A 24,551-nucleotide genomic window follows, 5' to 3' on the forward strand; every position below is an offset into this window, starting at 1 on the left:
TATATTGAGGGAAAACAATGGAAATGCACACACAAAAAATGATAAATAGTATAGACTATTTGAAAATATATGTTATACTAATTCACAATTAGCAAAACACAAAAAACGATAAAGGAAGGTTTCATATGAACTCAGTTGATTTGACCGCTGATTTACAAGCCTTATTAACAAGTCCAAATGTGCGTCATAATTTATCAGCAGCACAGCTAACAGAAAAAGTACTCTCCCGAAACGAAGGCATTTTAACATCCACGGGTGCTGTTCGCGCGACAACAGGCGCTTACACAGGACGTTCACCTAAAGATAAATTCATCGTGGAGGAAGAAAGCACGAAAAATAAGATCGATTGGGGCCCGGTGAATCAGCCGATTTCAGAAGAAGCGTTTGATCGGCTTTATACGAAAGTTGTCAGCTACCTGAAACAGCGAGATGAGCTGTTTGTTTTCGAAGGATTTGCGGGAGCAGACGAGAAATACAGGCTGCCGATCACTGTCGTAAATGAGTTCGCATGGCACAATTTATTTGCGCGGCAGCTGTTCATCCGTCCGGAAGGCAATGATAAGAAAACAGTTGAGCAGCCGTTCACCATTCTTTCTGCTCCGCATTTCAAAGCGGACCCAAAAACAGACGGCACTCATTCCGAAACGTTTATTATTGTCTCTTTCGAAAAACGGACGATTTTAATCGGAGGAACAGAGTATGCCGGAGAAATGAAGAAGTCTATTTTCTCCATTATGAATTTCCTGCTGCCTGAAAGAGACATTTTATCCATGCACTGCTCCGCCAATGTCGGTGAAAAAGGTGATGTCGCCCTTTTCTTCGGACTGTCAGGAACAGGAAAGACCACTCTTTCAGCCGATGCTGACCGCAAGCTGATCGGTGACGATGAACATGGCTGGTCTGATACAGGCGTCTTTAATATCGAAGGCGGATGCTACGCTAAGTGCATTCACTTAAGCGAGGAGAAGGAACCTCAGATCTTTAACGCAATTCGTTTCGGATCAGTTCTCGAGAATGTCGTTGTTGATGAAGACACACGTGAAGCCAATTATGATGATTCCTTCTATACTGAAAACACGCGGGCAGCTTACCCGATCCATATGATTGATAACATCGTGACTCCAAGCATGGCAGGCCATCCGTCTGCAATTGTATTTTTGACGGCTGATGCCTTCGGAGTCCTGCCGCCGATCAGCAAACTGACGAAGGAACAGGCGATGTACCATTTCTTGAGCGGTTACACGAGCAAGCTTGCCGGAACTGAACGAGGTGTGACGTCACCTGAAACGACGTTCTCCACTTGCTTCGGCTCACCGTTCCTGCCGCTTCCTGCTCACGTCTATGCTGAAATGCTCGGCAAAAAGATCGATGAACACGGCGCAGACGTTTTCTTGGTCAATACCGGCTGGACCGGGGGCGGCTATGGCACTGGCGAACGAATGAAGCTTTCTTACACAAGAGCAATGGTCAAAGCAGCGATTGAAGGTAAATTAGAGGATGCAGAAATCATAACTGACGATATTTTTGGCCTGCACATCCCGGCTCATGTTCCTGGCGTTCCTGATCACATCCTTCAGCCTGAAAACACGTGGGCCAACAAGGAAGAATACAGAGAAAAGGCATTCTACCTTGCAAATGAATTCAAAGAGAATTTTAAAAAGTTCGCACATACAGATGCCATTGCACAGGCAGGCGGCCCTCTCGTTTAAAAAGCAAAAGCCAAGAGCAATTAGCTCTTGGCTTGTTTTAATTGACAGAATGCAAAGAAGTCAGCTTGTACGTAATGAGCGTCCGGCCGTCTTCCCATTGAAGCTTCTGCACTTCAGCTGTGCCCGACTTTTCGCCAAGCTTTGTTTTGCGCACATCCATCGGAATCTCCATCGGATATACACGGTATCCGTCCTTCTCTAACGTGAATATATTTTCATCTATGCGAACTTCTTTTCCTTTTGTCACAATCAGTGTATTAAATTCAACAGGCATTCCCAAAGTGAGATCCCCTTTCGTTCTCTTTTTTCTTTATCATACCATATTTCATTGTCAGCGGTTTTTCATCCATTGTGTAAGCTGCCGAACGATACGCCGGTTTTCTTTTGGCGGGAAATAATGTGTGAATGTACTGTAATACCACGTCTCAACCGGCTTATGCAATTGTTTTAGCCTCTCTTCAAATAAATAGGAATGCTGAATCGAAACATTTTGGTCTTTTTCTCCATGGATTAACAGCACGGGAGCCTGAATTTTGTTTACTTGATCAAACGGTGTTCGCCACTGATATTCCTCAGGCACCTTTTTCGGTGTTCCGCCGATGACTCTTTTCATCATTCGCCGCAAATCCTGCCGCTCCTCGTATGTAAGGATCATATCACTGACGCCTCCCCAGGAAACAAATGAAGCCGCATGCCTTCCCATTTCGATTGCCGTGAGCATTCCCATAATCCCGCCGCGGGAAAACCCGAAGATATGAATTCTGTCCTTCTTGACATTTGGGTGCTGCTGAAGAAGGCGAAAAGCAGAAAATGCATCCTCCCTGTCTTCTCCGGCAAAATCCTCATTGCCTTCTCCTCCTTGATTTCCTCTGTAAAAAGGAGCAAACACCACAAACCCTTGGGATGCAAACTGGATAATCCGGCCCGGCCGCACCATGCCCACGCTTTTAATCCCGCCGCGCAAATATAAAAATCCGTCATATTGTCCCGGTTCCGCCGGCTCAGCCAGAAGCCCCTTTACCCGTAACCCATTTGACAGATAGCAGACCGTATACAAACGCACATGCTGGCTTGGCGACGGAAACCTTCTTTTCTCTACAATCAAAACAGCCGCCTCCTTTTTTCTATATGCTTTCCTTACTCCAAAATTACATCCGGTGAAACTGATTAGGCATTCACACATTTTTATACCCATCATACGATATGTAAAGCAAAAAAGGATATTAACTTGATGCGAAATAAGGAGGTTGTCTATGTGAACAAATGGTTAAGGTTGGGCTTCGCCTGTGTCGGCAGTATCTTTCTGATGATCGCCCTGGCAGCTTGCAAGCAAGAAGAAACGCTGACCAAAGTTAAAGTGGCTGAAGTGACCCATTCTATTTTTTACGCACCTTTATATGTTGCGGAGTCTAAAGGATTTTTTAAGGAAGAAGGGCTTGATGTCAATGTGAATACGACCTGGGGCGGAGACAAAACGATGACATCGCTTCTTTCAAACGGCTCCGACATCGCGCTTGTCGGGTCAGAAACATCTATTTATGTCGAGGCGCAAGGGGCTAAAGATCCCGTCATTAACTTCGCCCAGCTGACTCAGACAGACGGGACGTTCCTTGTCGCGAGAGAAGATGTTGAACACTTCAACTGGGATCAGCTGAACGGAAAAACGTTTCTCGGCCAGCGAAAAGGCGGCATGCCTCAAATGGTCGGCGAGTATGTGCTGAACAAACATAAGATTGACCCGCATAAAGATATAGACCTCATCCAGAACATAGATTTCGCCAATATTGCCAATGCGTTTGCTTCTGGAACCGGTGAGTATGTACAGCTCTTTGAACCGCAGGCTTCTCTCTTTGAGAAAAAAGGCATCGGCCATATCGTGGCTTCATTCGGAGAAGAATCAGGCGAGGTTCCTTACACGACCTTTATGGCGAAACAAAGCTACCTGAAGAAAAATGAAGACACAGCCGTCAAGTTTACAAAAGCCATTTACAAGGCGCAGCAGTGGGTTGAAAATCATTCTGCGAAGGACATCACAGATGCCATTAAAGATGAATTTGATGATACCGACCCAGACGTCATCGAAACATCCATTGAACGCTATAAAAAGCAGCATTCATATTCGCCAGATCCTCTGCTTAACGAAAAAGAATGGGAGCTGCTCCAAGACATTATGGATCAAGCGGGAGAACTGCCGAAGCACATTCCATACAATCAGCTTGTAAATAAAGAAATTGCTGAAAAAGTCACCTCGGAGAAATAGGAGGCGCCATCTATGTCTTTCTTACATGTCGACCATGTAACCCATACTTACTTTTCTATCAAAGAAAAAACAACGGCTGTGCGGGATATTCATTTCGATGCCGAAAAAGGTGATTTCATCTCATTTCTCGGCCCAAGCGGCTGCGGAAAAACAACACTGCTTTCCATTATTGCCGGATTGATTGAGCCATCGGAAGGCAGAGTTCTGATTGAAGGCCGTGAGCCGAATCAAAAAGAACATAACATTGGCTATATGCTTCAGCAGGATTACTTATTTCCCTGGAAATCTATCGAGGAAAATGTGCTTCTCGGTTTAAAAATCGCCGACACGCTGACAGAAGAAAGCAAGGCCGCTGCACTCGGTCTATTGCCGGAGTTCGGCCTCATAGATGTGGAGAAAAAATATCCGAAAGAGCTGTCAGGCGGGATGCGCCAGCGGGCCGCGCTTGCAAGAACTCTTGCGCCAGATCCAAGTCTGCTTTTGCTGGATGAGCCATTTTCCGCGCTTGATTTTCAGACAAAGCTGTCATTGGAAAACCTGGTATTCCGCACATTAAAGGAATATCAAAAAACAGCAGTGCTTGTCACTCATGATATAGGGGAAGCGATAGCGATGAGCGATACGATCTTTTTATTTTCGAATCAGCCGGGCACCATCCATCAGATTTTTACCATTCCTAAGGAATTGGCCTCGATGATGCCTTTTGACGCCCGCCAGGAGCCATCCTTCCAGACGCTGTTTCAAACGATATGGAAGGAGCTGAATTCTCTTGAGAAACAGCAAAGAAACCATTGATCTGCTTCATGAGCAGTATCAATTCAAACAAAAAAAGGAAAAGTGGAATGTCCATTCTTTTCAGCTTGCCATATTTATTCTCTTTTTCTCAGGCTGGGAAATCTCCAGCAGGCAAGGCTGGATCGATCCGCTGATCTTCAGCTCTCCATCAGCTGTATGGCGTTTATTGCTGGAGAAACTCGGTGACGGTTCATTACTGTCACACATCGGCGTCACTTTATTCGAAACGGTGCTAGGCTTTTTGCTTGGAACGTTTATGGGCACGTGCCTCGCCGCTTTGTTATGGTGGTCCAATCGGCTTGCCAGGATTTTAGATCCGTATCTTGTGATCTTGAATGCAATGCCGAAAGTGGCCCTGGGCCCGATCCTGATTGTCGCACTCGGTCCCAGTTTTATTAGCATTATTGCGATGGGAGCCATCATCAGCGTCATTATCACCACCATCGTTGTGTACACCGCCTTTCAGGAGGTCGACGAAAACTATACGAAAGTCATGAAAACATTCGGCGCAAAAAAATGGGTTATTTTTAAAGAAGCCATACTGCCCGCATCCTCTCCCGCGATTATTTCAACATTAAAAGTAAACGTCGGTTTATCATGGGTTGGCGTCATTGTAGGGGAATTCCTCGTTTCGAAGGTTGGATTGGGATATATGATTATTTACGGATTCCAAGTCTTCAATTTTACACTCGTCTTCTTAAGCCTGCTGATCATCGCCATCTTTGCCACACTGATGTATCAGGGTGTCGAGCTGCTGGAAAAGAAATGGACGAAGGGCAGGACATAATAAAAAATCCGGCACATGTGCCGGATTTTTTATTCGATCCATCCAGATTCTTTCAGTTTTTTCAAACTGATCGGAAGAACGGAATCCTTCATAATAAAGCTGAACTTTTTATTGCGGGAAAGGTTCTCCGGAAGCTCGTGAAACAAAACCGGGCCTTTCGTTTCAAAGTAATCAGCTTGCTCTTCAAGCTTTTCTATATCTGCAAAATATATATTTTTCACAATCACTTTTTCTTTACCGAGAACCTTATACTGTCCGAGATACTTGAGGCTTTTGACTCTCGCGCCCGTCTCTTCCTTTACTTCCCGGAGCGCAGCCTCTTCTGCGCACTCCATCGGCTCTACTTTCCCGCCTGGAAACTCATAGCCTCTGTCCTCATGTTCTGTTAAAAGCCATTTGCCGCCAAAACGGCAAATCACCCAGACATGCTTCGGGCTGTCCGAGAAAGGCTGATTGTCAAAGGAAAGCTGAACAGTATTCTGATAATAATCTTTAAACTCGTACATGTTTATCCCTCAAATCCGTTCCTAGCTATCTTCCATACATCATACCACAGTTACGTTTCTGCGGAAGCCTTTTATCAAAAAATAAGGGAAACCCAGCACGCCGTCAGGTTCTGCATACAGACTAGCTCGTACAGTTTTTTGCGATACCTATTGCTGAAAAGTGCGACTGACGCTCTGGGCTTTATTATGACCCGCGAACAGGGAAAAGTTACGGTTTGCGTTTAAATTTATTTTTTAACGTTTCTAAAAGATCGACAAGCACCTGGGGAACCGGTATGCCGAGAGAACTGGCTGTTACAACAATTTGCACAGATTCATAAAGAATATAAAACATAATAGCCAAGTCACGAATGGACCCCTGTGTATTCAGCAGCTGATCAAAAAAGTGGCATACAGAGATCAGAGCCAGCGTGACTAATTTTTTGACAAGCCGGGCAAATATCTTCTTAAACGACAGTTTGTGAATAATTGTTTCCTTCAAAGTCGTACTGATAAATTCAATTGCCATAAGAGAGAGCAAAATCAGAAATGAATACTGAAAACCTCCGAAGAAAAAACCCGCTGCTGAAACGCTGACTGCTATTAACGAAAAGATGCCAAAGTCTCTATCCATTTATCCCAACATCCTTTCACAGAAACGGCCTTACGATATTCTATGGAAAACAAGCCGACCGGATTGGATTTTTCAGAAAAATGGACTGGTTGTCGCCTATTTTTCAGATACAAAAAGAAAAGCCGGACATCTGTTTTTAGACGTCCGGCCGTTCTTTTACCCCAGGTAAGCTTTTAGCATCCAGTTATGTTTTTCAATATTTTGATGGATCGCAAGAAGCATGTCCCCTGTTGTTTCGTCACCGACTTCATCAGCTAAATCCATGCCGTTTTTCAGCTCTTCCGCGATGACCGTAAAATCATCGTATACGCTTTGAACCATTTGTTCAGCTGTTTCATTTCCAGCCGCTTCTTTGACAGAAGCCGTTTCTAAGGATTCCTTCATTGTTGCAATCGGTTTTCCGTTCAGCGCCAAAAGACGTTCTGCTAAGTCATCAATATAAGTTGCTGTTTCGTTGTACAGCTCCTCAAACTTTTCATGAAGAGTGAAGAAATCTTTCCCTTTCACATACCAGTGATAATTATGTAGTTTCACATACATGACCGTCCAGTTGGCTACTTGTTTGTTCACTGCTTGAATCAATTGTTCTGACATGGTATCTCCTCCTTGTTATATGACTATGTATACCCTTAATATCGTACGCTAAAACCTCTTTTTTACCCTTATCTGTCACGATTTCTTCTATTATGCTACAATTGTTAAAAAACGGGAGGTGGAATGTCATGACGCTTCTCATTACGATAAGTATTTTGATTGTGCTGGCTGTGTTGCTTGTAACCATTTGGACGACTGTAAAAGCCTATAATGTAAAGCATACCATTGATCCACCGCAAGAAAATCACTCTGATTCACACAATCAATGATGATGTGATTGCTTCTCTTCTGACTGATTGCCCGCAGCATCGGCGTCTCCGACTTGGACTTTTAAGGTCGGCATGCTATGCTGTTTTTTTGCTGTGACATGGGATTGGACAGTGTATACACCATCTTCCTTAAACGTTGTTTCCAGCCGGTATACGCCTTTTTCTTGTTTCGCCTTAAACATTTGGCTGGCGTCTTTTTCCCCTTCTTTCCATACTTCAAACTCTACTTCATCGGCATCTGTCACAGCTTCATCACCGTATGATACGGCTGCTTCATAAGCAGCGCTGTCTCCGGGTTTTATTTTTTCAGGACCGGTCAGCTTGACATCCAAAACCTTGGGCGCCTCATCTGTATTTGCTTTGCTTTCGCCAGATCCGCATCCGTTAAGCAAAAAAGCAGAAAAAAGCAGAACAACCAACATCTTTTTCATGCCATCACCCTTTCATCGTTTACCTAAATAGTAGCAAACGCTTACAACAAATGGTACAAAAAATATGAGACGTCACAAAAAAGACCTTTTTGCGCTTGAGCAAAAAGGTCTTTTCTATTTTAGCCAAATACTTTTAGCAATTCTTCTTTATCCTGTGAAAGCCAGAAACGCATTAAACGTTTAGCGCCTTCCAGATCATGAAGCTTCGCTTGGCCGCACTGCTTCTCATTCGCAGCTGGTATTTCGGTAATCTCTACCGCTTCCTTCATTGTGTCTTCAAGCAGATCAACGATTTCCGCCGGTGTCGGCTCTCCGCTCACTACAAGATAATAGCCAGTCTGGCAGCCCATTGGAGAGATATCAATGATATCAAAATGATCATATTTCTCTGCATGAGAACGAATCGTAAACGCGAGCAAATGCTCGAGTGTGTGAATGGTGTCAGGCTTCATTGCCTGCTTATTTGGCTGGCAAAAACGAATATCAAATTTATTTACAACGCCGTCTGTTCCTACTTTATGCACGCCGCAATGTCTTACATATGGAGCAACAACCGCATTATGATCAAGCTCAAAACTTTCTACTGAAGGCATAATGGCACTCTCCCTTTTCTAAAAATGTACATTCATTATAACATACCTTTCCGATAAGAATAATCGAATAGCTTTTCAATCTGCGTTTTTTTTCTTATACTTGCATCAGAAAGGTTGCTGAATACATATGAAAACCCTATTTATCGCTCTGATCAGAGGATATCAAAAATTCATCTCGCCGCTGACGCCGCCAACATGCCGCTTTTATCCGACTTGCTCTCAATATGGAATCGAAGCGATTAAAACACATGGGGCTTTAAAAGGCGGCTGGCTGACAATCAAACGGATTTTAAAATGCCACCCGTTCCATCCGGGAGGAGTCGATCCCGTTCCTGAAAAGAAACACAAACATTAAGCGTTATAGCCGTTTACGACAAGATCCAGTTTTCCTGTGTCAGGATCAATAACCAAGCCATGGACTGGAACGTTTTCCGGGAACAGCGGATGATGTTTAATGACTTCTACGCTGTCTTTCACACTTGCTTCTACTGAATCAAAGCTTTTAAACCATTGATCAAAATCAACACCGGAGTACTTTAATGTTTCGATGCGTTCTTCCGGAATTCCTCTTTCTTTGATTCTATCAAGCATGCTTTCGCTGCTGATTTTGCTCATGCCGCAATCGTGATGTCCGATCACACATACCTCATCGGCGTTCAGCTCGTACACTGCGACGAGTAAACTTCTCATGATGCTTCCGAATGGGTGTGTCACAAGCGCACCGGCACTTTTAATGATTTTCACATCGCCGTTTCGCATATTCATTGAATGCGGCAGCAGTTCAACCAGACGAGTGTCCATGCAAGAAAGAATCGCCATTTTTTTATCGGGGAATTTTGACGTTTTATACTTTTCATACTCTCTTTGTTCAGTAAATGTCTTGTTAAATTCGAGAATATCATTTAGAAGACTCATGTTCGTTGTCCCTTTCTATTCTTTTTACTCTTCAATATATCACAACACTTGTTTATTCGTCATAATAAAAAAAGACAAACCCTCAGGTCTGCCTTATTTCCCCATGTTATAGCGTTTTTTGAACTGCTCAACTCGTCCGCCTTTTTCATTGAATTTCTGGCGGCCTGTATAAAACGGATGCGTGTCAGAGCTTACTTCTACTTTAATGACGGGATATGTGTTGCCGTCTTCCCACTCTGCTGTTTCATTAGATGTTTTGGTCGAGGTGCTGAGAAAACGATAGCCGCTGTTGACATCCTGAAATATGACTTTGTGGTTTTTTGGATGAATTCCTTCTCTCATGAGTATCCCCTTTCTTTAAATCGTAATAATTACGTTTTATTTTATAACGTCACAAACGTTTTGTCAATCTTCTTACATCCTTCCCTCTGTTCTCTCATTGTAAACCTCATGGCATTTAAGAATAGGAAGAATAATCTAACCTAGGAAGCAAATAATAAACCCAAAATACATACAGAACGTCTTTTGAGAAAGGTGGTTTACGATTGTGGATGATTTAGTTTTGGCCAGAAGCCTTTTTGGTACGACAATGGGCTTCCATATCATTTTCGCAACGCTTGGAGTCGGTCTGCCGCTCATGATTTTAGTGGCGGAATTGATCTATCAAAAAACGAAAGATGACCATTATGCGATCATGGCGAAAAGGTGGACGAAAGCACAAGCTGTTTTACTGGGAGTCGCCATACCGACCGGAACGATCGCGGGCACTCAGCTCGCGCTTTTATGGCCGGGATTTATGGAAGTCATCGGCCGGGTCATGTCCCTGCCGTTTCAAATTGAAATCTATGCTTTTTTTGTTGAAGCCCTTTTCATGTCGATTTATGTATACGCAGCAGACCGCTTATCACCTGCAATGAGGATTGTTGCTGTTTTCTTTGTGTTAGTCGGGGCCGCAGCATCCGCTGTTCTGATCACGAATGTCCATGCCTTTGAAGGAACTCCGGCAGGTTTTAAAATTTTAAACGGAAAAATCACAGATGTTGATCCGTGGGCCGCGTTCTTCAACCCAAGCTTTTTTATCACTGCAGGCCATGTCGTTTTATCCGCATTTATGACGGGAGCGTTTATCGTAGCTTCTGTGGCCGCATATAAAATGATCCGGACGAGAAAAAAGGAAAAGGTCTATCGCTTTCACCGGAAAGCCCTTTTGCTCGCACTCACGATCGGAGGTATTTTTTCATTGCTGACCGCTTTGAACGGACACGAATCAGCACAGATGCTGTACGAATACCAGCCCGAAAAATTAGCCGGTGCGGAAGGCCTGTTTGAAACAAGATCCCACGCTCCGCTCGCGATCGGCGGTTTTACCGACCCGAAAGAAGAAAAAGTAAAATGGGCTATCGAGATTCCATGGGCTTTAAGCTTTTTGGCAGCGAACCGTTTTGACACTGTTGTAAAGGGATTGAATGCATTTCCTAGAGATGAATGGCCGCCGCTTTTTATTCACACGCTGTTTAATGCGATGGTCGGAGTAGGCATGCTGTTGATTCTTTATTCCATTATCGGTGTGGTCTGGAGAAAGGTGCTCAAGAAAGACCGATTCCCGACGTGGCTTTTGGTCATTTTCATGACAGCAGGCCCTTTTAGTCTTATCGGCATTGAATTCGGCTGGATTTTCGCCTGTACGGGGAGGCAGCCTTGGGTCATCTATCATCTGCTGAAAACATCGGATGTCGTGACAACGACTGGTTCGATCGGAGTGCTCTTCTTGTTTTTCACATTTGTTTATGCCGTGTTAGGCGCAGCTGTCGTCTACGTGCTCTTGTACTATTTCCGCAAGCACCCGGTTGACGAAGATTTAAATACAGCGGAGTCGTAATGGCTCCGCAAACAGGAAACCAAATGGAAGGAAGATCGACAAATGGACATTTCAACTGACGCTCTGATCGCCATCTCAATTATCTGGGGCTTTGTGTTTATTTACGCCGTCATGGCGACAATGGATTTTGGAGCTGGATTTTGGTCTATGATCTATTTAAACAAGGAACACATGAAGGCCACCGATATTGCGAATCGATTTTTGTCCCCGACTTGGGAGGTCACAAACGTCTTTATTGTGGCCATCGTCGTGGCGCTTTTCAGTTTTTTCCCCGGTGCGACATTTGTGCTCGGCACCGTGTTATTAATTCCCGGCAGCATAATTTTGCTGCTTTTAGCGATCCGAAGCGGATTTCTCGTTTTTTCAAACACAGCAAAAGAGCGGAAAACGCTAAGATATATTTCCGGCATCTCCGGCTTTATCATTCCTGCTGTTTTAATTTTGGTGCTTCCTGTGACTCACGGAGGATTTATCGAAAAAACGGACGGGATCTATAACTTGAATATGTCTAAAATCTTTTCAAGCCCCAACGCCTATTCATTTATCGGGTTTGCGATTTTAAGCACCTTATTTTTATCCTCGCTATTGCTTGCTGATTTTTCAAATGTAGCAGAGGAACAGGATGCGTACCGGGCCTACAGAAAAAGCGCCCTGATCACCGGCCCGATTTCACTGCTGTTTGCTGTATGCATTATGGTGACGATGCGGAATGAAGCAAACTGGCTGTACAGCGGAATGCTGAATGATTTCACTTGGATTATTGCATCGTTTATTACATTTGTCATTGCTGGAATCGCTCTGTTTCTGCCAAACAAAAGTTTTGGAAAAAACATCGGAAAACCGCGGCTTGCACTTGTCGCGATTGGAATACAGTATTTTCTCGCAAGCTACGCGTACGGGCGGGCGCATCTTCCGTATATGATTTATCCCGATGTGACAGTCATGTCAGGCTTCACAGAGCCAGCAACGTTCAGGGCACTGTTTGCGACGTATATCGTCGCATTTATCATTCTATTTCCGGGCTTTTATTTCTTCTGGAAAATGTTTATGCGAGATAAACGCTATATCCGCCAGGAGGAATAGAGGTGAAGCCTGCCGGCTATACTAACCCAGAACCTTTATAAGGAGGGGATGGCATGGAGCAGAAAATTCTATGCGAAGTCAACAACTGTTCTTATTGGGGCAAAGGAAACAAATGCACCGCTGATGCCATTTATGTTGTCAGCCATACTGGTGAAACGGCTGAAAACAGCCGGGAAACAGACTGCAAAACGTTTAAGCCGCATGAATTGTAATTAAAAGAAAGAGCTGCATCAGCCAGCTCTTTCTTTTTGCATGTTGAGTGTTCTCAGCTTTTTAGTCATGACCCCGTTTGCAGGTGAAAACAAAAAGGCGCTTGCATACCATATACCTGTCATGGCCGCCATCGCTCCTGAAATCGAAACATTAAGCCACGTTGCGAAGAAATAGCCCATGATCGCCGACAGCCCGCCAATCAACGCGCTGAGAATCAGCATATAAAGAAGCCGGTCTGTCAGCAAATGTGCCGCAGCAGGCGGAACAATCAACATGGCCACAACCAATACAGCACCCACTGAATCAAAGGAAGCAACAGTCGTCAAAGACAGCATGCCCATTTGCACGTAATGAATGAGCAAAACCGGTATTCCTAAGGCTAAAGCCATTTGAGGATCAAACGAAGCGATTTTAAACTCCTTATAGCACACACTGATCAACACTACGTTTAAAACCAGAACAGATGCCAGCATCCAAAACGCTTTCGGCCCGATATCAACTCCGAATGCCGTCATCGTATTCCACGGCACAAAAGCGATTTCTCCCATTAACGAGTGCTCAATATCGAGATGGACATTCGCTCCATAAACAGAAAGCAAAATGACGCCGATTGCAAATAAGGATGTAAACACAACGCCTATGGCAGCATCTGATTGAACCCCCTTGCTATGAAGAAGCTGAACCAAGAAAGCCGTTAACAGACCGGTTGCGGCTGCGCCGATAAACATAGAAATCCCATCGAGACTTCCCGTCACTAGAAAAGCGCCGACAATGCCAAGCAACACTGTATGACTGATTGCGTCGGCCAGCATCGCCATGCTTCTCAGCACAAGAAATGTGCCGATCAATGCGCAGCTTACACCGACTAATACACCGGTAGCTATAATCCATGCTTCAAAACTCATTTGCGATCTGTCCCTTCTCGGCTTCATGAGACGCTTTTCGCAGCTCAGGCATCCGGCCATACAGCTTTAATAATGAAAAAAGCCGTTCTCTCGTTTCCCCTGGCAAACGATCCGGATCAAAGCAGTCCTGGTCGAATTCTATATTGGCAAGCTCCATTTCATGCATGAGATACACTTCATACATCCACTGCTTCAAAGCTGTGTGGTAGCCTTTTTCAATCCCGGTGCTTGTGATTTGCCAAACTCCATTTTCGATACACTTAATGCACCTCTCTTGTTCCAAGTCATTTAAAACCTTAAGGCATAATGAAGGAGATAGACGCCTTTTCTTTCTTACACTCTCAGCTGTTACACAAAGATCTTTCTTTTCATACTGTTCATAAATCGTCAGCAGCACTTGCTCCCTGCTTGTTCTGCGCCGAAGCCTCATCAGCCTTATGGCTTTAGCCGCCAACCCCCGCTTAGGCGCGCAAATCATTGAAAAAAGAAAGATCAGCGTTGCAGATATGATTATTAATGGCCCTGTCGCCATTCCCTTCATGGTCGTGCTCAGCAGGGTTCCGGCCACTCCGCTGACCCCGCCAGTGATCCCGGCAATGACGATCATCCCTGTCAATCGTTCGGTCCAATATCTTGCAGCTATGGCAGGTGTAATCAGCATAGCCGCCATTAATATCACACCAACCGTCTGAAGCCCAATAATGACAGCACCGACAATCAGACTAGCCAAAAGTCCGTTCAAAAAACGCACCGGGATTCCCAATCCCTTTGCAAACGCGGGATCAAAAGTAATCAATGTAAATTCCTTAAAGAAAACAATACACAGGAGCAGCAGAACAGCAGATATTCCTGCAATAAGAATGATATCCTGTCTGACCAATGAAGCCGCCTGGCCGAACAAAAAAGAATCAAGCCCGCTTTGGCTTCCTGCCCCCTGCTGCTGAATATATGTCAAAAGAATAATCCCAACCCCAAAAAACACAGAAAGAACTATCCCGATCGCCGAGTCCTCCTTTGTTTTTGAAAGCCGCGAAATCACCTGAATACAAAACGTTCCGAGCAGTCCGGCAAGCGCCGCACCCAGCAAAAAGAAAGGCAGTGATTTTTGCCCGGTGAACAGAAAAGCGAGACACACGCCCGGCAGAGCTGAATGGGTCATCGCATCGCCGATTAAACTTTGCTTTCTCAGCAGCACAAAGCTGCCCAAAACACCGCTTGCCGCCCCGAGCAAAAGCGTACCCGCCAGCACCCACTGTGTGTTCGGATGCTGGAGCTGCAGCCACAAACTTTCAAACATTGCGCTCACTCCTTATGCCCTTCTGCTATGACTTTATCTTTTAAAAACGTAAGCCTTCCTCCATATGTTTTTTGCAGGTTTTCGATTGTAAAAACGTTTTCCGCCGGTCCGAAAGCGATTTTTCTTAAATGAAGCAGTAAAATCCAATCAAAATAATCCTCGGCGGTCTGCAAGTCATGATGGACGACAAGCACGGTTTTTCCTTTTTCTTTGAGTTCTGCCAGAAGCGTCATAATCGCGCGCTCCGTCGCTGCATCGACACCTGCAAACGGTTCATCCATAAAATAAATGTCAGCGTTCTGGCAGAGTGCCCGGGCAAGAAACACCCGCTGCTGCTGGCCGCCTGACAGCTGGCTGATCTGCCTATTCGCATAATCAAGCATCCCGACTTTTGCTAAAGCGGCCTTCGCCATTTCCACATCTGCTTTCTTTGGCCTCTTTAATAAACCGATTCTTCCGTATCTTCCCATTAGGACGACATCGAGCGCGCTTGTGGGGAAATCCCAGTCAACCGAGCCGCGCTGCGGAACATATCCGATTCTGGTCCGCTGATCCTTATAGTCTTTGCCGTAAATAGAAATGTCTCCTGAAGCCCGGGGCACAAGACCGAGAATGGTTTTGATCAAAGTTGATTTTCCCGCGCCGTTTGGGCCGATAATGCCAATCAGTTTTCCTTCCGGCACCTGCAGCGAAATGTCCTGCAGCACAGGCCTTTTATGATAAGCAACTGTCACATTATCAAGCTCAACAGGGAACATATCCTTCACCTCTTTTCTTTATTTAAGCGCTTTAGTAATCGTGTTGATATTGTGGCGGAACATTCCTTCGTATGTGCCTTCTTTGGTGCCCTTTTCACCCATGGCATCCGAATAAAGCTGGCCGCCGATTGTGACGGTATGGCCTTTTTCTTTAGCGCCTTCCACCACTGCATTGATTGATTTTTCAGATACGCTGCTTTCTACGAACACAGCTTTTATTTGTTTTTCTGTCAGAAGATCAACCAGCTCCTGAACATCCCTTAATCCATAGTCCGAATCTGTGCTTAGTCCCTGCAGGCCTCTTACCTTAAATCCATACTCATTCCCAAAGTACGCAAACGCATCATGAGCAGTCACAAGCACACGGCTTTTCTCCGGAATATGTGCGATCTCCTGACGCGACCACTTATCTAAATTTTGCAAATCTTCTTTGTATGCTTTGGCATTTTTCTGAAAGTCATCTGCGTGCTGAGGCATTGCTTTGCTGAATTGCGCTTCAATTTCATCCACTGCATAGATCCATAGCGGAATGCTGAACCACACGTGGGGATCAAACGTCTTGCCTTCCCCCGCTGAAATAAGCTTGTTTTTCGGAATGGCCTCAGCAACTGCCGCTGCTTGTTTTTGTTCGCCAATTTTTTGGAGGACGTCCTCCATTTTCCCTTCCAAATGCAACCCGCTGTACAGAACAACATCGGCTGACATTAATTTTTTCGTGTCACCTTGCGAAGCTTTGTAAAGGTGCGGATCAACCCCCGGCCCCATTAAAGAGGTGACTTTTACATGCTTGCCTCCGATGTTTTCTGCTGCATCGGCAATTTGAGATGTTGTCGCTGTCACTTGTAATTGTTGATCAGCGCTCTTTCCGGCTGAATCTGTTCCGCATCCTGTTAAAGCAAAGGCCGCAAAAAGCACTGCCGCCATCAGCCCTCGTTTCATGTTCCTCCTCCTCTTTGCCATCAATGTCCGATTGTTTTATCTTATGATGTCAGTTCTTAGACATGTGACATTAAATTAGACAAAAGCATATTTTGTTTACACAGGACAAAAAGTTTCCTTTGTGCAAAATTATCGCGTTTGGCCATTTTTGTCAAGCTCCATTTACATAAAAAAACCGGCTGGGTCAGCAGCCGGTCCAAACGAGAAGGGATGTATTCAATGAACACTTTTACTGTAACAGCATAGTGTCATTCATTCAAAATAGCAAAATGCTTTTTTCTTACCCATGCTGTGTGAAAACATCCATTTTGGTCACATATTTTCGCATAATATCTTGGTTCACCTCAACCCCTAAACCAGGCTGTTTTGACACAGAAATAAATCCATTATCAATACGAATATCAGGGGTCACAATATCTTCATCCCAATAGCGTGAAGATGATGAAATATCGCCGGGTATTGTGAATTGAGGCAGTGAAGCAAGCGCAACGTTCTGCGCTCTCGATATGCCGGTTTCCAGCATTCCTCCGCACCACACCTGCATATGATGCTCTTGGCATAAATCATGAATTTTTAAAGCTTCTGTTAAGCCGCCGACACGCGAAGGCTTTATATTAATAATTTTGCAGCTTCCCAGCTCAATCGCCCGTCTCGCATCATCAACTGAACAAATGCTTTCATCAAGGCAAATGGCCGTTTTCAAATGTTTCTGCAAGTGGCGGTGGTCAACGATGTCGTCAGCTTGAAGAGGCTGCTCAATCATCATTAACTGGAATTCATCAAGCTCCTTTAAGCGGCTGATATCCTTCAGCTCATAGGAGGAATTGGCATCAGCCATGAGCGGGATGTTTGGGAACCGGCTGCGGATGGCCTTGACCAATTCCACATCCTGCCCAGGCTGAATTTTAATTTTTATTCTTTGATAACCTTCTTTTTGATAGCTTTCAATTTCCTTCAGCATATCGTCAAGGGGTGCTAGGCCGACAACCACTCCGGCAGGGACTTTATCTCTTGTTCCGCCCAATGCCTCAGCAAGAGATATGCCCTTCTTTTTGGCATAGATATCCCAGACAGCCGATTCAAGTCCCGCTTTTGCCATCCGGTTTCCTTTATACCGCGCCAGGCTGTCCGGCACTTCTGAAGGGTGATTAAATTCACGGCCGACGACATTTGGAATAAAAAAATCTTTTAGCATATGCAAACATGTTCCAATGGTTTCCTCGGTGTACCAAGGAGAAGAGAAAGCAGAAACTTCTCCCCAGCCTGTAACACCGGATGTATCAATGGCTTCCACGATCAGAAATTTGCGCTCTTGAAGCGTTTCGATACTGTTTTTAAACGGTTTCTTTAAATTCATGCTCAAATGGTAAAGCGTAATTTTTTCTATTTCGATCATAGCAGTTCTCCTTTACGCGCATCCTTCAGCCGATTTCGCAAGAGCTTATTAGACGCATTGCGCGGCAAGCGGTCAAGCACAAAGAATTTTGCCGGAATTTTATACTTCGCCAAACGTTCTTTGCAGTATGCCCTCAATTCTTCTGCGCTCACAGGCTTGTGAAGGACAAGATAGGCGTGAGGCACTTTCCCCCATTTTCTGTCCTCAGCCCCTGAAACTCCGGCTTCGGCCACAGCGGGGTGTGAAAGCAGCACTGACTCCACTTCGGCCGGATAAATGTTTTCTCCGCCAGAAATGATCAGATCTGAACGTCTGTCTAATACATATAAAAAGCCTTCATTGTCCAAATACCCAAGATCACCTGTTTTCAGCCAGCCATTTTGAAAGGAGGCTTCGTTTGCGCGCTCTCGGTTAAAATAGCTTTTCATGACATTTGGGCCTTTGACCATAATTTCACCGTGTTCGAACGGTTCACATGCCTGTCCGTCCCGCTCGATTTTGATTTCACATGAAAACAGCGGTTTCCCCGCAGATCCGAGCTTCTCCATGCTAAATTCCGGCGACAGGGTAACAATTTGTGAGCAAGTTTCTGTCATTCCATATGACTGAAAGACAGGGAATCCTTTCTCACGGCATTCCTCAAGCAATGGCAGCGGTGCAGGACCGCCGCCGAGAAGAATGCATCTGATGGATTCAGGGCAGCGGCTTGTTTCTTGTAAAAGACTGGCCAGCATAGTCTGCACCGCAGATACCATTGTCACTTCATGCCTGTTGATAGAATCCAGCACATCGCTTACGGAAAAACGCTGATGAAGCACGACAGTCATTCCATAGATCACAGATTTAAATAATGCGGACAAGCCGCTGATGTGAAAGAGCGGCAATGCGATAAGCCAGCGGTCTTGTTCTGTTATACCCAAATTAAGCGCGGACGACACCGCACTGAAATAATGGTTGCCGAACGTTTGCTGAACTCCCTTGGGCTTTCCTGTCGTACCCGATGTATACATCAGCGTCGCCGTTGCATCCATTTGCATATAAGCCTGGATCTCCATTTCCCCCGCGGCTTCTTTCATCAATTCATCCACATCAATTGTTTGAACGATATGTTCATACTCTTTTCTGTCAAAGCTTGAATCTGTCAGTAAAAAGCCGGAGCCGGAATCCTCCAGCTGAAACAGCCTTTCATGTGTTGACAGCTTCGTATTCAAAAGCACCGCTTTAACACCTAGCAAAAAACAAGCGTGAACAGCGTATACCATTTCTGCACGGTTTTGGAGCAAAATAGCCGCAGTATCCCCTTTCCGAACCGAATGAGCGGCAAGCTGTTCCGCCATTCGTTTAGACGCGACAAACAATTCTGCAAAAGTTACGGTTTGGTCTTCATAGATGAGAGCAATTCTCTCAGGTGTCAGCTGTGCCCGCTGCATGAGCCAGTTGGGCTGTTCTGTCAGCATGTCATCATCTCCGAGGTAAAATGTCTGTATTGAAAAGAAAACAGCTTGGACCGCAAAGTCTCAAGCTGTTGGTTGACTAAGTATTGCTGATCACGGGAAACGAGGGAACTGTCCGAAATCAGGTTTGCGTTTTTCCTTAAAGGAATCACGGCCTTCTTTTGCTTCATCTGTTGTGTAGTAAAGAAGGGTAGCATCCCCTGCAAACTGCTGAATTCCAGCAAGTCCGTCTGTGTCCGCGTTAAACGCAGCTTTAAGAAAGCGCAGTGCGGTCGGGCTTTTTTCAAGCATTTCTTCACACCATTTAATCGTTTCTTCTTCAAGCTGTTCCAAAGGAACGACTGTGTTGACAAGACCCATGTCCAGTGCTTCCTGTGCGTTGTACTGACGGCATAGGTACCATATTTCACGTGCTTTTTTGTGCCCAACAATTCGAGCCAGATAGCCAGAACCGTAACCTGCATCGAAGCTTCCCACTTTAGGGCCTGTTTGTCCGAAAATTGCGTTGTCTGCAGCAATTGTCAAGTCACATACGATGTGAAGCACATGGCCTCCGCCGATCGCATATCCGGACACCATCGCGACAACCGGTTTCGGAATGACACGGATTAAACGCTGAAGATCCAATACGTTTAGACGCGGGATCTGGTCGTCTCCTACATATCCACCGTGACCGCGCACTTTTTGGTCTCCGCCAGAACAAAATGCTTTGTCCCCTGCGCCGGCAAGCACGATAACCCCAACATTTTGGTCGTCTCTTGCGTCAGCAAACGCATCAATCATTTCAGCAACCGTTTTAGGGGTAAACGCATTATGTACCTCAGGTCGGTTGATTGTTATTTTTGCAATGCCATTATACGTTTCATACAATATCTCATCGTATGTCCGTTTTGTTTTCCATTCAGCCATATGATGACCTCCTTTTATTCTCTATGTGAATGAGTCAGATGCTTGTCAAAAACTCACTCACTATTTTACCAAACAATCGCGGCTGTTCCACATGGACCGTATGTCCTGCCTTTGGAACAATCTCTATTCTACTAGAAGGAAGCATCTTATGCACCTCTTGATTGATGGCGCAAAATTTTTCGTCCCACTCGCCGCAGATAAGGAGCACAGGAACGGCTATTTCTTCTACACGGCTCCACAAGGAAGGCTGTGAACCGGTGCCCATGCCGGTTAAACTGTTCGCAAGCCCAATCTTATTGTTCCGCAGACGGCCCGATCGTATCCTGTGCCGAATATCTTCAGCCAGCCGCTGCTGGGATGAAAACAAAGGGATATTCTCCCAATACTCAACAAACGCTTTGATCCCGTCACGCAAAATAAAATCAGCAAGCTTCCGGTCCCGCATGATTCGCTCCCGCCGTTCCCCAAGCGTTTTGAGCCCCGGCGTTGTGCTTTCAAGCACAAGTGCTGATACCCGCTCTGGATATGTCGTCGCAAAGGAGTAAGCAAGCCTTCCTCCCATAGAATACCCAATCAATTTCACTTTGTGAAGTTTTAATTGATCAAAAATCTCGGCAAGGTCAGAAACCTGCCGGCTAGTGCTGTATCTTTTCCCATTCAGCGGGGCATCGGTTTCACCATGCCCTAAACAATCAATTTTGATCAAGCGGGAATCAGGCAGCATCTCATCAAGAAAAGTCCATGATTGTTTGCTGCCTGTAAACCCGTGCAGACAGACGACGGCTTCGGAAGCATCCTGTCCGACGTCTGTCACAGCATACCGGACACCATCTGACACCGTTATGTTTACAGATCCCATTGTTTTTTCACTTCCCGCACAGCCTCGTTCAGCATATCGCGATGAAGCTGGACTCTCGATTGGCGATCTGTTTTGATTTCGATCAAATGGAGTCCGGGCTTGTCTGCCTGCGGCGCGTAAGCTGTTTTGAATTCATCCCATGAAGCCGGGCATGAATACGTTCCGCCGTAAAGTGCAGCCGCATGCTTGAAATCGAGCCCAGTCGGTGTGCCGAACAAATCTTCAAAGTGTGTCTTCTCAGAAGCCTGCGGCAAAAAGGAGAAAATCCCTCCGCCGTCATTATTGACAAGAATCACAGTAAGAGGAATGCCCAGTTTTTTGGCCGCGAGCAGGCCGTTTAAATCATGATAAAAAGATAAATCTCCAATCACAAGGGTAACAGGCGCTTTTGTTCCTTCACATACCCCAATCGCAGAGGAGACGACACCGTCTATCCCGTTTGCGCCCCGGTTTGAATAAATCCGGAAAGAGCGTTCCTGCTTTTCAAAAAACGTATCAACATCCCTGATCGGCATGCTGTTGCCAACAAACAGCGAGCTGTTTTCAGGCACAAGATGCTGAAGGATTCGATAGAGATTGCCTTCAAACGAAACATCTTCACTGCTGATGGTTTGCAGATGCGCACGGAACCGCCTATTGACAAACTGCCACTTCTCAAGCCACTCTGATGATCTGGTGGCAGCAGTAAGGCCTGCCATGATCTCCTCAGCAAAAACAGACGCATTACAATGGATCATATGCGCGCTTGCCTGTGTCGGGTCTCTCCACCCTCCATCCTCGTCAATCACGATTTGCTGAATCGCCGGATCATCCTTGAGCCATAAGAAAACCGGTTTTGAAACAGGCATCGGCCCAAACCGGATGACAACCTCAGGACGAAGTTTCAGCTTCAGCTCATCATCTTTTAAAAATGAATCATACGCATCAATGACAGTGCTTTTATCGTGAACACCATTCCGCAGATTAGACAGCGGATCCGCTAAAATCGGATACTGAAGCGCTTTTGACAGCGCAATAATGTTTTCCTTATCCGCTTCACTATGGAGCTCTCCGCAGACGATCATTCCTTTTTCAGCCTCTGTGAGCATTTCAGCCACATCAGACAGGGATTCGCGGTCAACAGACTGCGTACCCGTTTTTACAGACACATGACGGCCTGTTCTCATTCTTCCAAACGGCTCATCCGAAAGATCCGGCATTAGCGGTTCGCGCAGCGGCACATTCACATGGACAGGCCCCATTGGTCGTCTTTGTGCTTCACCGGCAGCGCGGCTTGCCAGCGTTCGGATGTATCTCAGCATTTGCGGAGACTCTTCAGGAAGAGCAGAGTCTGTGAAAAACTTAACAAAGTTACCGAATAAGAAGTGCTGATTAATAGCCTGCGGTGCGCCTACTTCGCGCAGCTCATGAGGCCGATCAGCAGTTAACACAATAATTGGCACCCTTGAATAATGGGCTTCAACCACAGCCGGATAAAAATTGGCCGCGGCTGTTCCTGATGTGCAGATCAATAGTACGGGACGCTGCTTCGCTTTTGCCAATCCTAGTGCAAAAAACCCGGCCGATCTTTCATCAATTTGGACATGGACGCTAATATCGGGGTGCGCGGCAGCAAGAATAGCCAGCGGCGTGGATCTTGAGCCCGGACAAACGACGGCGTCCGTAATTCCGGAAAGGGCGAATTCATCAATAAAACTTCCGATGTAATGAGTAATCGGGTTGACAGTCAACGCCTCTCACCTCCTAATGCAGAGATCATCGGCTTCAATTTAATCTGCGTTTCTTCATATTCCGAGATTGGCTCCGAGTCTTCCACAATACCGCACCCGGCAAACAGCCTTGCTGTTCTGCCTTCGATCAGTCCGGAACGAATGGCTACTGCGAATTCCCCGTTATCCTGGCTGTCAATCCAGCCGATAGGGGCTGCATACCAGCCGCGATTCATCGGTTCAATCTCTCGGATCACTTCAACAGCTTTTTCCTTAGGTGCTCCCCCAAGCGCCGGAGTGGGATGCAGCTTCTCAATTAAGTCAAAAATCGAAGCAGAGTCACGCAGCTGTCCGACAATCGGCGTAAATAGGTGCTGAACGCTTTTTGTTTTGTACAATACAGGCCCATCAGGCTTTTCAACCTCTGAACAGGCTGATTCAAAAGCATTATGAATCATGCCTACGACAATATCATGCTCATGCAGGTTTTTCTCATCGTTTAATAATTCAAGCCCGATCCGGCGGTCTTCTTCTTCATTCACGCCTCGTTTAATGGAGCCTGCCAGACAAGTAGACATGACAGTGCTGCCGTCCCTTTTGATCAGTCTCTCTGGAGATGCGCCGACAAAGGTTTTGCCTCCCTGTTCAATTGCAAAAACATAACTTGTCTGCTGATCTTTCAGAAGCGTTTTAAGCACCGGTTCAATTTGGATTGGACCGTCAAACGTGAGCAGCAGCTCTCGGGCAAGAACCACTTTATCATATTGTTTCTCTTTAATTTGGCTTGTTGCCGTTTCGATTGCTTTCAGCCAATCATCCTTATCCAGCTCTTGAGATGCTTCAATCATAGCCTGGCTTCCCAGATCTAAATCAGGAACAATTAATTCCGCTGCAAAAGCTTGTAAGCCTTCCAAAACAGCCTCTGCATCTTCTTGTCCTTTTACCCATCTGTTGACTGTTAAGAACGGGCCTTCAGCAGTCATTGTCAGCATAAGCGAAGGCACAAAGAAATCCCCTTCCGAGAAATGGTCCCATTGTGTACCTCTTTCTTCGCAAGGGTCAAAAGAAAATCCTCCGAATAACACAGGTCCCACTGCAGAATGCTGCAGCTTTTCTTCTTCATAAATATGAAAAGCCGTCTTTTTAAAGCGCTCCCATTGTTCAAAAACCTCACGATACCGCTCGCTGTTTTTTTGATTTGTCTGGAAAACCGCTTCTTTGCCAAGACCGACTATTGTCAATTCACTTTCAGGATCTGACCAAAAAAATCGATTGCCTGTATATTTTTTTGCTCTGTAATTGAAAAATGATAGAGGGTCAAGAGACTCGATTTGTCTCGAATAGCTTATTAAGACAGCATGGTTGACTTCTTTGGCTTTATGTAATGCATGTAGAACTCCCTTTCGGAACGTACGCTGCACCGTTGTCACCATGAGACATTCCTCCATAATCCTTAAAATGCTTTTAATACCATACACCTGTGTCTTCTTTGTGTCAAACACAGATCATGCAGTCCAAATGGCCTGCCTTACCTATTATAAACCTAATTTCAGAAATGAAAAAGAAACAAAGCTTAAATTTCTTTCTCCACTGGTAGCAAAGCTTGTATCCGCTTACCATAAAAGGAAAACTTCCTATATTCCTCCATCCGGCATTTATGAAAGTTCTCGGGCGATCT

The 24,551-nt window shown here is 45.4% G+C and carries 28 protein-coding genes; 9 read left to right on the plus strand and 19 right to left on the minus strand.

The window, feature by feature from the left end; genetic code table 11:
* Nucleotides 1-125 precede the first annotated feature (125 nt).
* The gene (gene pckA, locus MY9_RS15175) at nucleotides 126-1,709 is read left to right on the plus strand and encodes a phosphoenolpyruvate carboxykinase (ATP) (RefSeq protein WP_014665082.1); all 1,584 of its coding nucleotides are present in this window, start codon (nucleotides 126-128) and stop codon (nucleotides 1,707-1,709) included.
* A 37-nt stretch (nucleotides 1,710-1,746) separates the two neighbouring features.
* Here pckA and MY9_RS15180 read toward each other — a convergent pair whose 3' ends face one another.
* Complete coding sequence (locus MY9_RS15180; protein WP_040082053.1) at nucleotides 1,747-1,989, minus strand: DUF2584 domain-containing protein; 243 nt, start codon at nucleotides 1,987-1,989, stop codon at nucleotides 1,747-1,749.
* A 51-nt stretch (nucleotides 1,990-2,040) separates the two neighbouring features.
* Nucleotides 2,041-2,814, minus strand: a complete 774-nt coding sequence (locus MY9_RS15185) for an alpha/beta hydrolase family protein (RefSeq protein WP_014665084.1) — start codon at nucleotides 2,812-2,814, stop codon at nucleotides 2,041-2,043.
* Nucleotides 2,815-2,964: 150 nt separating this feature from the next.
* Here MY9_RS15185 and MY9_RS15190 point away from each other — a divergent pair, with 150 nt between their 5' ends.
* The 3 genes from MY9_RS15190 to MY9_RS15200 are packed head-to-tail and all read left to right on the plus strand — an operon-like array spanning nucleotide 2,965 to nucleotide 5,551.
* Entirely contained in the window at nucleotides 2,965-3,969 is a 1,005-nt protein-coding gene (locus MY9_RS15190; RefSeq protein WP_014665085.1) for an ABC transporter substrate-binding protein, read from the plus strand.
* Nucleotides 3,970-3,981: 12 nt separating this feature from the next.
* Nucleotides 3,982-4,764: an ABC transporter ATP-binding protein gene (locus MY9_RS15195; protein ID WP_014665086.1), complete on the plus strand. Its 783-nt coding sequence runs from the start codon at nucleotides 3,982-3,984 to the stop codon at nucleotides 4,762-4,764.
* Nucleotides 4,739-5,551 carry an ABC transporter permease gene (locus tag MY9_RS15200; RefSeq protein ID WP_014665087.1) on the plus strand — a complete coding sequence of 271 codons (813 nt, stop codon included), beginning with the start codon at nucleotides 4,739-4,741 and terminating at the stop codon, nucleotides 5,549-5,551. Before MY9_RS15195 ends, MY9_RS15200 begins: the two co-directional genes overlap by 26 nt.
* A gap of 29 nt (nucleotides 5,552-5,580) precedes the next feature.
* Here the strand turns inward: MY9_RS15200 and ytkD are convergent, their stop codons facing one another.
* From ytkD to MY9_RS15215, 3 genes are all read right to left on the minus strand, one after another.
* Nucleotides 5,581-6,057 (minus strand): RNA deprotection pyrophosphohydrolase, encoded by a 477-nt coding sequence (ytkD, locus tag MY9_RS15205; protein ID WP_014665088.1) that lies wholly within the window; start codon nucleotides 6,055-6,057, stop codon nucleotides 5,581-5,583.
* Between the two features lie 208 nt (nucleotides 6,058-6,265).
* On the minus strand, nucleotides 6,266-6,670 hold the full coding sequence (locus MY9_RS15210) for a phage holin family protein (RefSeq protein WP_014665089.1): 405 nt from the start codon (nucleotides 6,668-6,670) through the stop codon (nucleotides 6,266-6,268).
* A gap of 156 nt (nucleotides 6,671-6,826) precedes the next feature.
* Nucleotides 6,827-7,264 (minus strand): Dps family protein, encoded by a 438-nt coding sequence (locus MY9_RS15215; protein ID WP_003229083.1) that lies wholly within the window; start codon nucleotides 7,262-7,264, stop codon nucleotides 6,827-6,829.
* A gap of 128 nt (nucleotides 7,265-7,392) precedes the next feature.
* On the opposite strand from MY9_RS15215, the gene ytzI reads away from it, so the two are divergent.
* Entirely contained in the window at nucleotides 7,393-7,533 is a 141-nt protein-coding gene (gene ytzI / locus MY9_RS15220; protein ID WP_003229081.1) for a YtzI protein, read from the plus strand.
* On the opposite strand, the gene MY9_RS15225 is transcribed toward ytzI, so the two are convergent.
* Both MY9_RS15225 and MY9_RS15230 read right to left on the minus strand, forming a co-directional pair.
* Nucleotides 7,527-7,964, minus strand: coding sequence for a FixH family protein (locus tag MY9_RS15225; RefSeq protein ID WP_014665091.1), 438 nt, complete (start codon nucleotides 7,962-7,964; stop codon nucleotides 7,527-7,529). The genes ytzI and MY9_RS15225 overlap by 7 nt on opposite strands.
* Before the next feature lie 119 nt (nucleotides 7,965-8,083).
* Nucleotides 8,084-8,557: an S-ribosylhomocysteine lyase gene (locus MY9_RS15230; RefSeq protein ID WP_014114882.1), complete on the minus strand. Its 474-nt coding sequence runs from the start codon at nucleotides 8,555-8,557 to the stop codon at nucleotides 8,084-8,086.
* 127 nt (nucleotides 8,558-8,684) lie between these two features.
* Here MY9_RS15230 and yidD point away from each other — a divergent pair, with 127 nt between their 5' ends.
* Nucleotides 8,685-8,912, plus strand: coding sequence for a membrane protein insertion efficiency factor YidD (gene yidD / locus MY9_RS15235; RefSeq protein ID WP_014665092.1), 228 nt, complete (start codon nucleotides 8,685-8,687; stop codon nucleotides 8,910-8,912).
* On the opposite strand, the gene MY9_RS15240 is transcribed toward yidD, so the two are convergent.
* Both MY9_RS15240 and MY9_RS15245 read right to left on the minus strand, forming a co-directional pair.
* The gene (locus tag MY9_RS15240; RefSeq protein WP_014665093.1) at nucleotides 8,909-9,472 is read right to left on the minus strand and encodes a beta-class carbonic anhydrase; all 564 of its coding nucleotides are present in this window, start codon (nucleotides 9,470-9,472) and stop codon (nucleotides 8,909-8,911) included. The two genes, yidD and MY9_RS15240, sit on opposite strands and share 4 nt — an antisense overlap.
* A 93-nt stretch (nucleotides 9,473-9,565) precedes the next feature.
* The gene (locus MY9_RS15245; RefSeq protein WP_014665094.1) at nucleotides 9,566-9,814 is read right to left on the minus strand and encodes a type B 50S ribosomal protein L31; all 249 of its coding nucleotides are present in this window, start codon (nucleotides 9,812-9,814) and stop codon (nucleotides 9,566-9,568) included.
* A 205-nt stretch (nucleotides 9,815-10,019) separates the two neighbouring features.
* Between MY9_RS15245 and MY9_RS15250 the strand changes: the two genes are divergently transcribed.
* From MY9_RS15250 to MY9_RS15260, 3 genes are read left to right on the plus strand one after another with little or no spacing between them, the layout of a single operon-like run.
* On the plus strand, nucleotides 10,020-11,351 hold the full coding sequence (locus MY9_RS15250; RefSeq protein WP_014665095.1) for a cytochrome ubiquinol oxidase subunit I: 1,332 nt from the start codon (nucleotides 10,020-10,022) through the stop codon (nucleotides 11,349-11,351).
* A gap of 42 nt (nucleotides 11,352-11,393) precedes the next feature.
* Nucleotides 11,394-12,434, plus strand: coding sequence for a cytochrome d ubiquinol oxidase subunit II (locus MY9_RS15255; protein ID WP_014665096.1), 1,041 nt, complete (start codon nucleotides 11,394-11,396; stop codon nucleotides 12,432-12,434).
* 53 nt (nucleotides 12,435-12,487) lie between these two features.
* Nucleotides 12,488-12,646: a DUF1540 domain-containing protein gene (locus MY9_RS15260; protein ID WP_014665097.1), complete on the plus strand. Its 159-nt coding sequence runs from the start codon at nucleotides 12,488-12,490 to the stop codon at nucleotides 12,644-12,646.
* A gap of 18 nt (nucleotides 12,647-12,664) precedes the next feature.
* On the opposite strand, the gene mntD is transcribed toward MY9_RS15260, so the two are convergent.
* From mntD to MY9_RS15310, 10 genes are all read right to left on the minus strand, one after another.
* Nucleotides 12,665-13,552 carry a manganese ABC transporter permease MntD gene (gene mntD / locus MY9_RS15265; RefSeq protein ID WP_014665098.1) on the minus strand — a complete coding sequence of 296 codons (888 nt, stop codon included), beginning with the start codon at nucleotides 13,550-13,552 and terminating at the stop codon, nucleotides 12,665-12,667.
* Nucleotides 13,542-14,849: a metal ABC transporter permease gene (locus MY9_RS15270; RefSeq protein ID WP_014665099.1), complete on the minus strand. Its 1,308-nt coding sequence runs from the start codon at nucleotides 14,847-14,849 to the stop codon at nucleotides 13,542-13,544. Before MY9_RS15270 ends, mntD begins: the two co-directional genes overlap by 11 nt.
* A gap of 5 nt (nucleotides 14,850-14,854) precedes the next feature.
* Nucleotides 14,855-15,607, minus strand: coding sequence for a manganese ABC transporter ATP-binding protein MntB (mntB, locus tag MY9_RS15275; RefSeq protein WP_014665100.1), 753 nt, complete (start codon nucleotides 15,605-15,607; stop codon nucleotides 14,855-14,857).
* Between the two features lie 18 nt (nucleotides 15,608-15,625).
* Complete coding sequence (gene mntA / locus MY9_RS15280; protein WP_014665101.1) at nucleotides 15,626-16,546, minus strand: manganese ABC transporter substrate-binding protein/adhesin MntA; 921 nt, start codon at nucleotides 16,544-16,546, stop codon at nucleotides 15,626-15,628.
* 280 nt (nucleotides 16,547-16,826) lie between these two features.
* A complete protein-coding gene (gene menC / locus MY9_RS15285) occupies nucleotides 16,827-17,942 on the minus strand; it encodes an o-succinylbenzoate synthase (RefSeq protein ID WP_014665102.1) in 1,116 nt (371 codons plus the stop codon).
* The gene (locus tag MY9_RS15290) at nucleotides 17,939-19,399 is read right to left on the minus strand and encodes an o-succinylbenzoate--CoA ligase (RefSeq protein WP_014665103.1); all 1,461 of its coding nucleotides are present in this window, start codon (nucleotides 19,397-19,399) and stop codon (nucleotides 17,939-17,941) included. The genes menC and MY9_RS15290 overlap by 4 nt, the downstream gene beginning before the upstream one ends.
* A gap of 90 nt (nucleotides 19,400-19,489) precedes the next feature.
* Entirely contained in the window at nucleotides 19,490-20,305 is an 816-nt protein-coding gene (gene menB / locus MY9_RS15295; protein WP_003229054.1) for a 1,4-dihydroxy-2-naphthoyl-CoA synthase, read from the minus strand.
* Between the two features lie 34 nt (nucleotides 20,306-20,339).
* Complete coding sequence (menH, locus tag MY9_RS15300; RefSeq protein WP_014665104.1) at nucleotides 20,340-21,164, minus strand: 2-succinyl-6-hydroxy-2,4-cyclohexadiene-1-carboxylate synthase; 825 nt, start codon at nucleotides 21,162-21,164, stop codon at nucleotides 20,340-20,342.
* On the minus strand, nucleotides 21,152-22,894 hold the full coding sequence (gene menD, locus MY9_RS15305; RefSeq protein ID WP_014665105.1) for a 2-succinyl-5-enolpyruvyl-6-hydroxy-3-cyclohexene-1-carboxylic-acid synthase: 1,743 nt from the start codon (nucleotides 22,892-22,894) through the stop codon (nucleotides 21,152-21,154). The genes menH and menD overlap by 13 nt, the downstream gene beginning before the upstream one ends.
* A complete protein-coding gene (locus MY9_RS15310) occupies nucleotides 22,891-24,306 on the minus strand; it encodes an isochorismate synthase (protein ID WP_041521409.1) in 1,416 nt (471 codons plus the stop codon). Before MY9_RS15310 ends, menD begins: the two co-directional genes overlap by 4 nt.
* Nucleotides 24,307-24,551: the final 245 nt, after the last annotated feature.

This window comes from Bacillus sp. JS (assembly GCF_000259365.1).
In the GTDB taxonomy this organism is placed as follows: domain Bacteria; phylum Bacillota; class Bacilli; order Bacillales; family Bacillaceae; genus Bacillus; species Bacillus stercoris.

Coding starts and splice junctions, on each gene's coding strand:
- MY9_RS15245 (WP_014665094.1), bottom strand. CDS start 9,814: ATGAGAGAAGGAATTCATCCAAAAAACCACAAAGTCATATTTCAGGAT.
- ytkD (WP_014665088.1), bottom strand. CDS start 6,057: ATGTACGAGTTTAAAGATTATTATCAGAATACTGTTCAGCTTTCCTTT.
- MY9_RS15290 (WP_014665103.1), bottom strand. CDS start 19,399: ATGCTGACAGAACAGCCCAACTGGCTCATGCAGCGGGCACAGCTGACA.
- MY9_RS15210 (WP_014665089.1), bottom strand. CDS start 6,670: ATGGATAGAGACTTTGGCATCTTTTCGTTAATAGCAGTCAGCGTTTCA.
- yidD (WP_014665092.1), top strand. CDS start 8,685: ATGAAAACCCTATTTATCGCTCTGATCAGAGGATATCAAAAATTCATC.
- menH (WP_014665104.1), bottom strand. CDS start 21,164: ATGGGATCTGTAAACATAACGGTGTCAGATGGTGTCCGGTATGCTGTG.
- MY9_RS15260 (WP_014665097.1), top strand. CDS start 12,488: ATGGAGCAGAAAATTCTATGCGAAGTCAACAACTGTTCTTATTGGGGC.
- ytzI (WP_003229081.1), top strand. CDS start 7,393: ATGACGCTTCTCATTACGATAAGTATTTTGATTGTGCTGGCTGTGTTG.
- mntD (WP_014665098.1), bottom strand. CDS start 13,552: ATGAGTTTTGAAGCATGGATTATAGCTACCGGTGTATTAGTCGGTGTA.
- MY9_RS15215 (WP_003229083.1), bottom strand. CDS start 7,264: ATGTCAGAACAATTGATTCAAGCAGTGAACAAACAAGTAGCCAACTGG.
- MY9_RS15225 (WP_014665091.1), bottom strand. CDS start 7,964: ATGAAAAAGATGTTGGTTGTTCTGCTTTTTTCTGCTTTTTTGCTTAAC.
- mntB (WP_014665100.1), bottom strand. CDS start 15,607: ATGTTCCCTGTTGAGCTTGATAATGTGACAGTTGCTTATCATAAAAGG.
- mntA (WP_014665101.1), bottom strand. CDS start 16,546: ATGAAACGAGGGCTGATGGCGGCAGTGCTTTTTGCGGCCTTTGCTTTA.
- menC (WP_014665102.1), bottom strand. CDS start 17,942: ATGATCGAAATAGAAAAAATTACGCTTTACCATTTGAGCATGAATTTA.
- MY9_RS15240 (WP_014665093.1), bottom strand. CDS start 9,472: ATGAGTCTTCTAAATGATATTCTCGAATTTAACAAGACATTTACTGAA.
- MY9_RS15230 (WP_014114882.1), bottom strand. CDS start 8,557: ATGCCTTCAGTAGAAAGTTTTGAGCTTGATCATAATGCGGTTGTTGCT.
- MY9_RS15255 (WP_014665096.1), top strand. CDS start 11,394: ATGGACATTTCAACTGACGCTCTGATCGCCATCTCAATTATCTGGGGC.
- MY9_RS15195 (WP_014665086.1), top strand. CDS start 3,982: ATGTCTTTCTTACATGTCGACCATGTAACCCATACTTACTTTTCTATC.
- MY9_RS15270 (WP_014665099.1), bottom strand. CDS start 14,849: ATGTTTGAAAGTTTGTGGCTGCAGCTCCAGCATCCGAACACACAGTGG.
- MY9_RS15310 (WP_041521409.1), bottom strand. CDS start 24,306: ATGGTGACAACGGTGCAGCGTACGTTCCGAAAGGGAGTTCTACATGCA.
- pckA (WP_014665082.1), top strand. CDS start 126: ATGAACTCAGTTGATTTGACCGCTGATTTACAAGCCTTATTAACAAGT.
- menB (WP_003229054.1), bottom strand. CDS start 20,305: ATGGCTGAATGGAAAACAAAACGGACATACGATGAGATATTGTATGAA.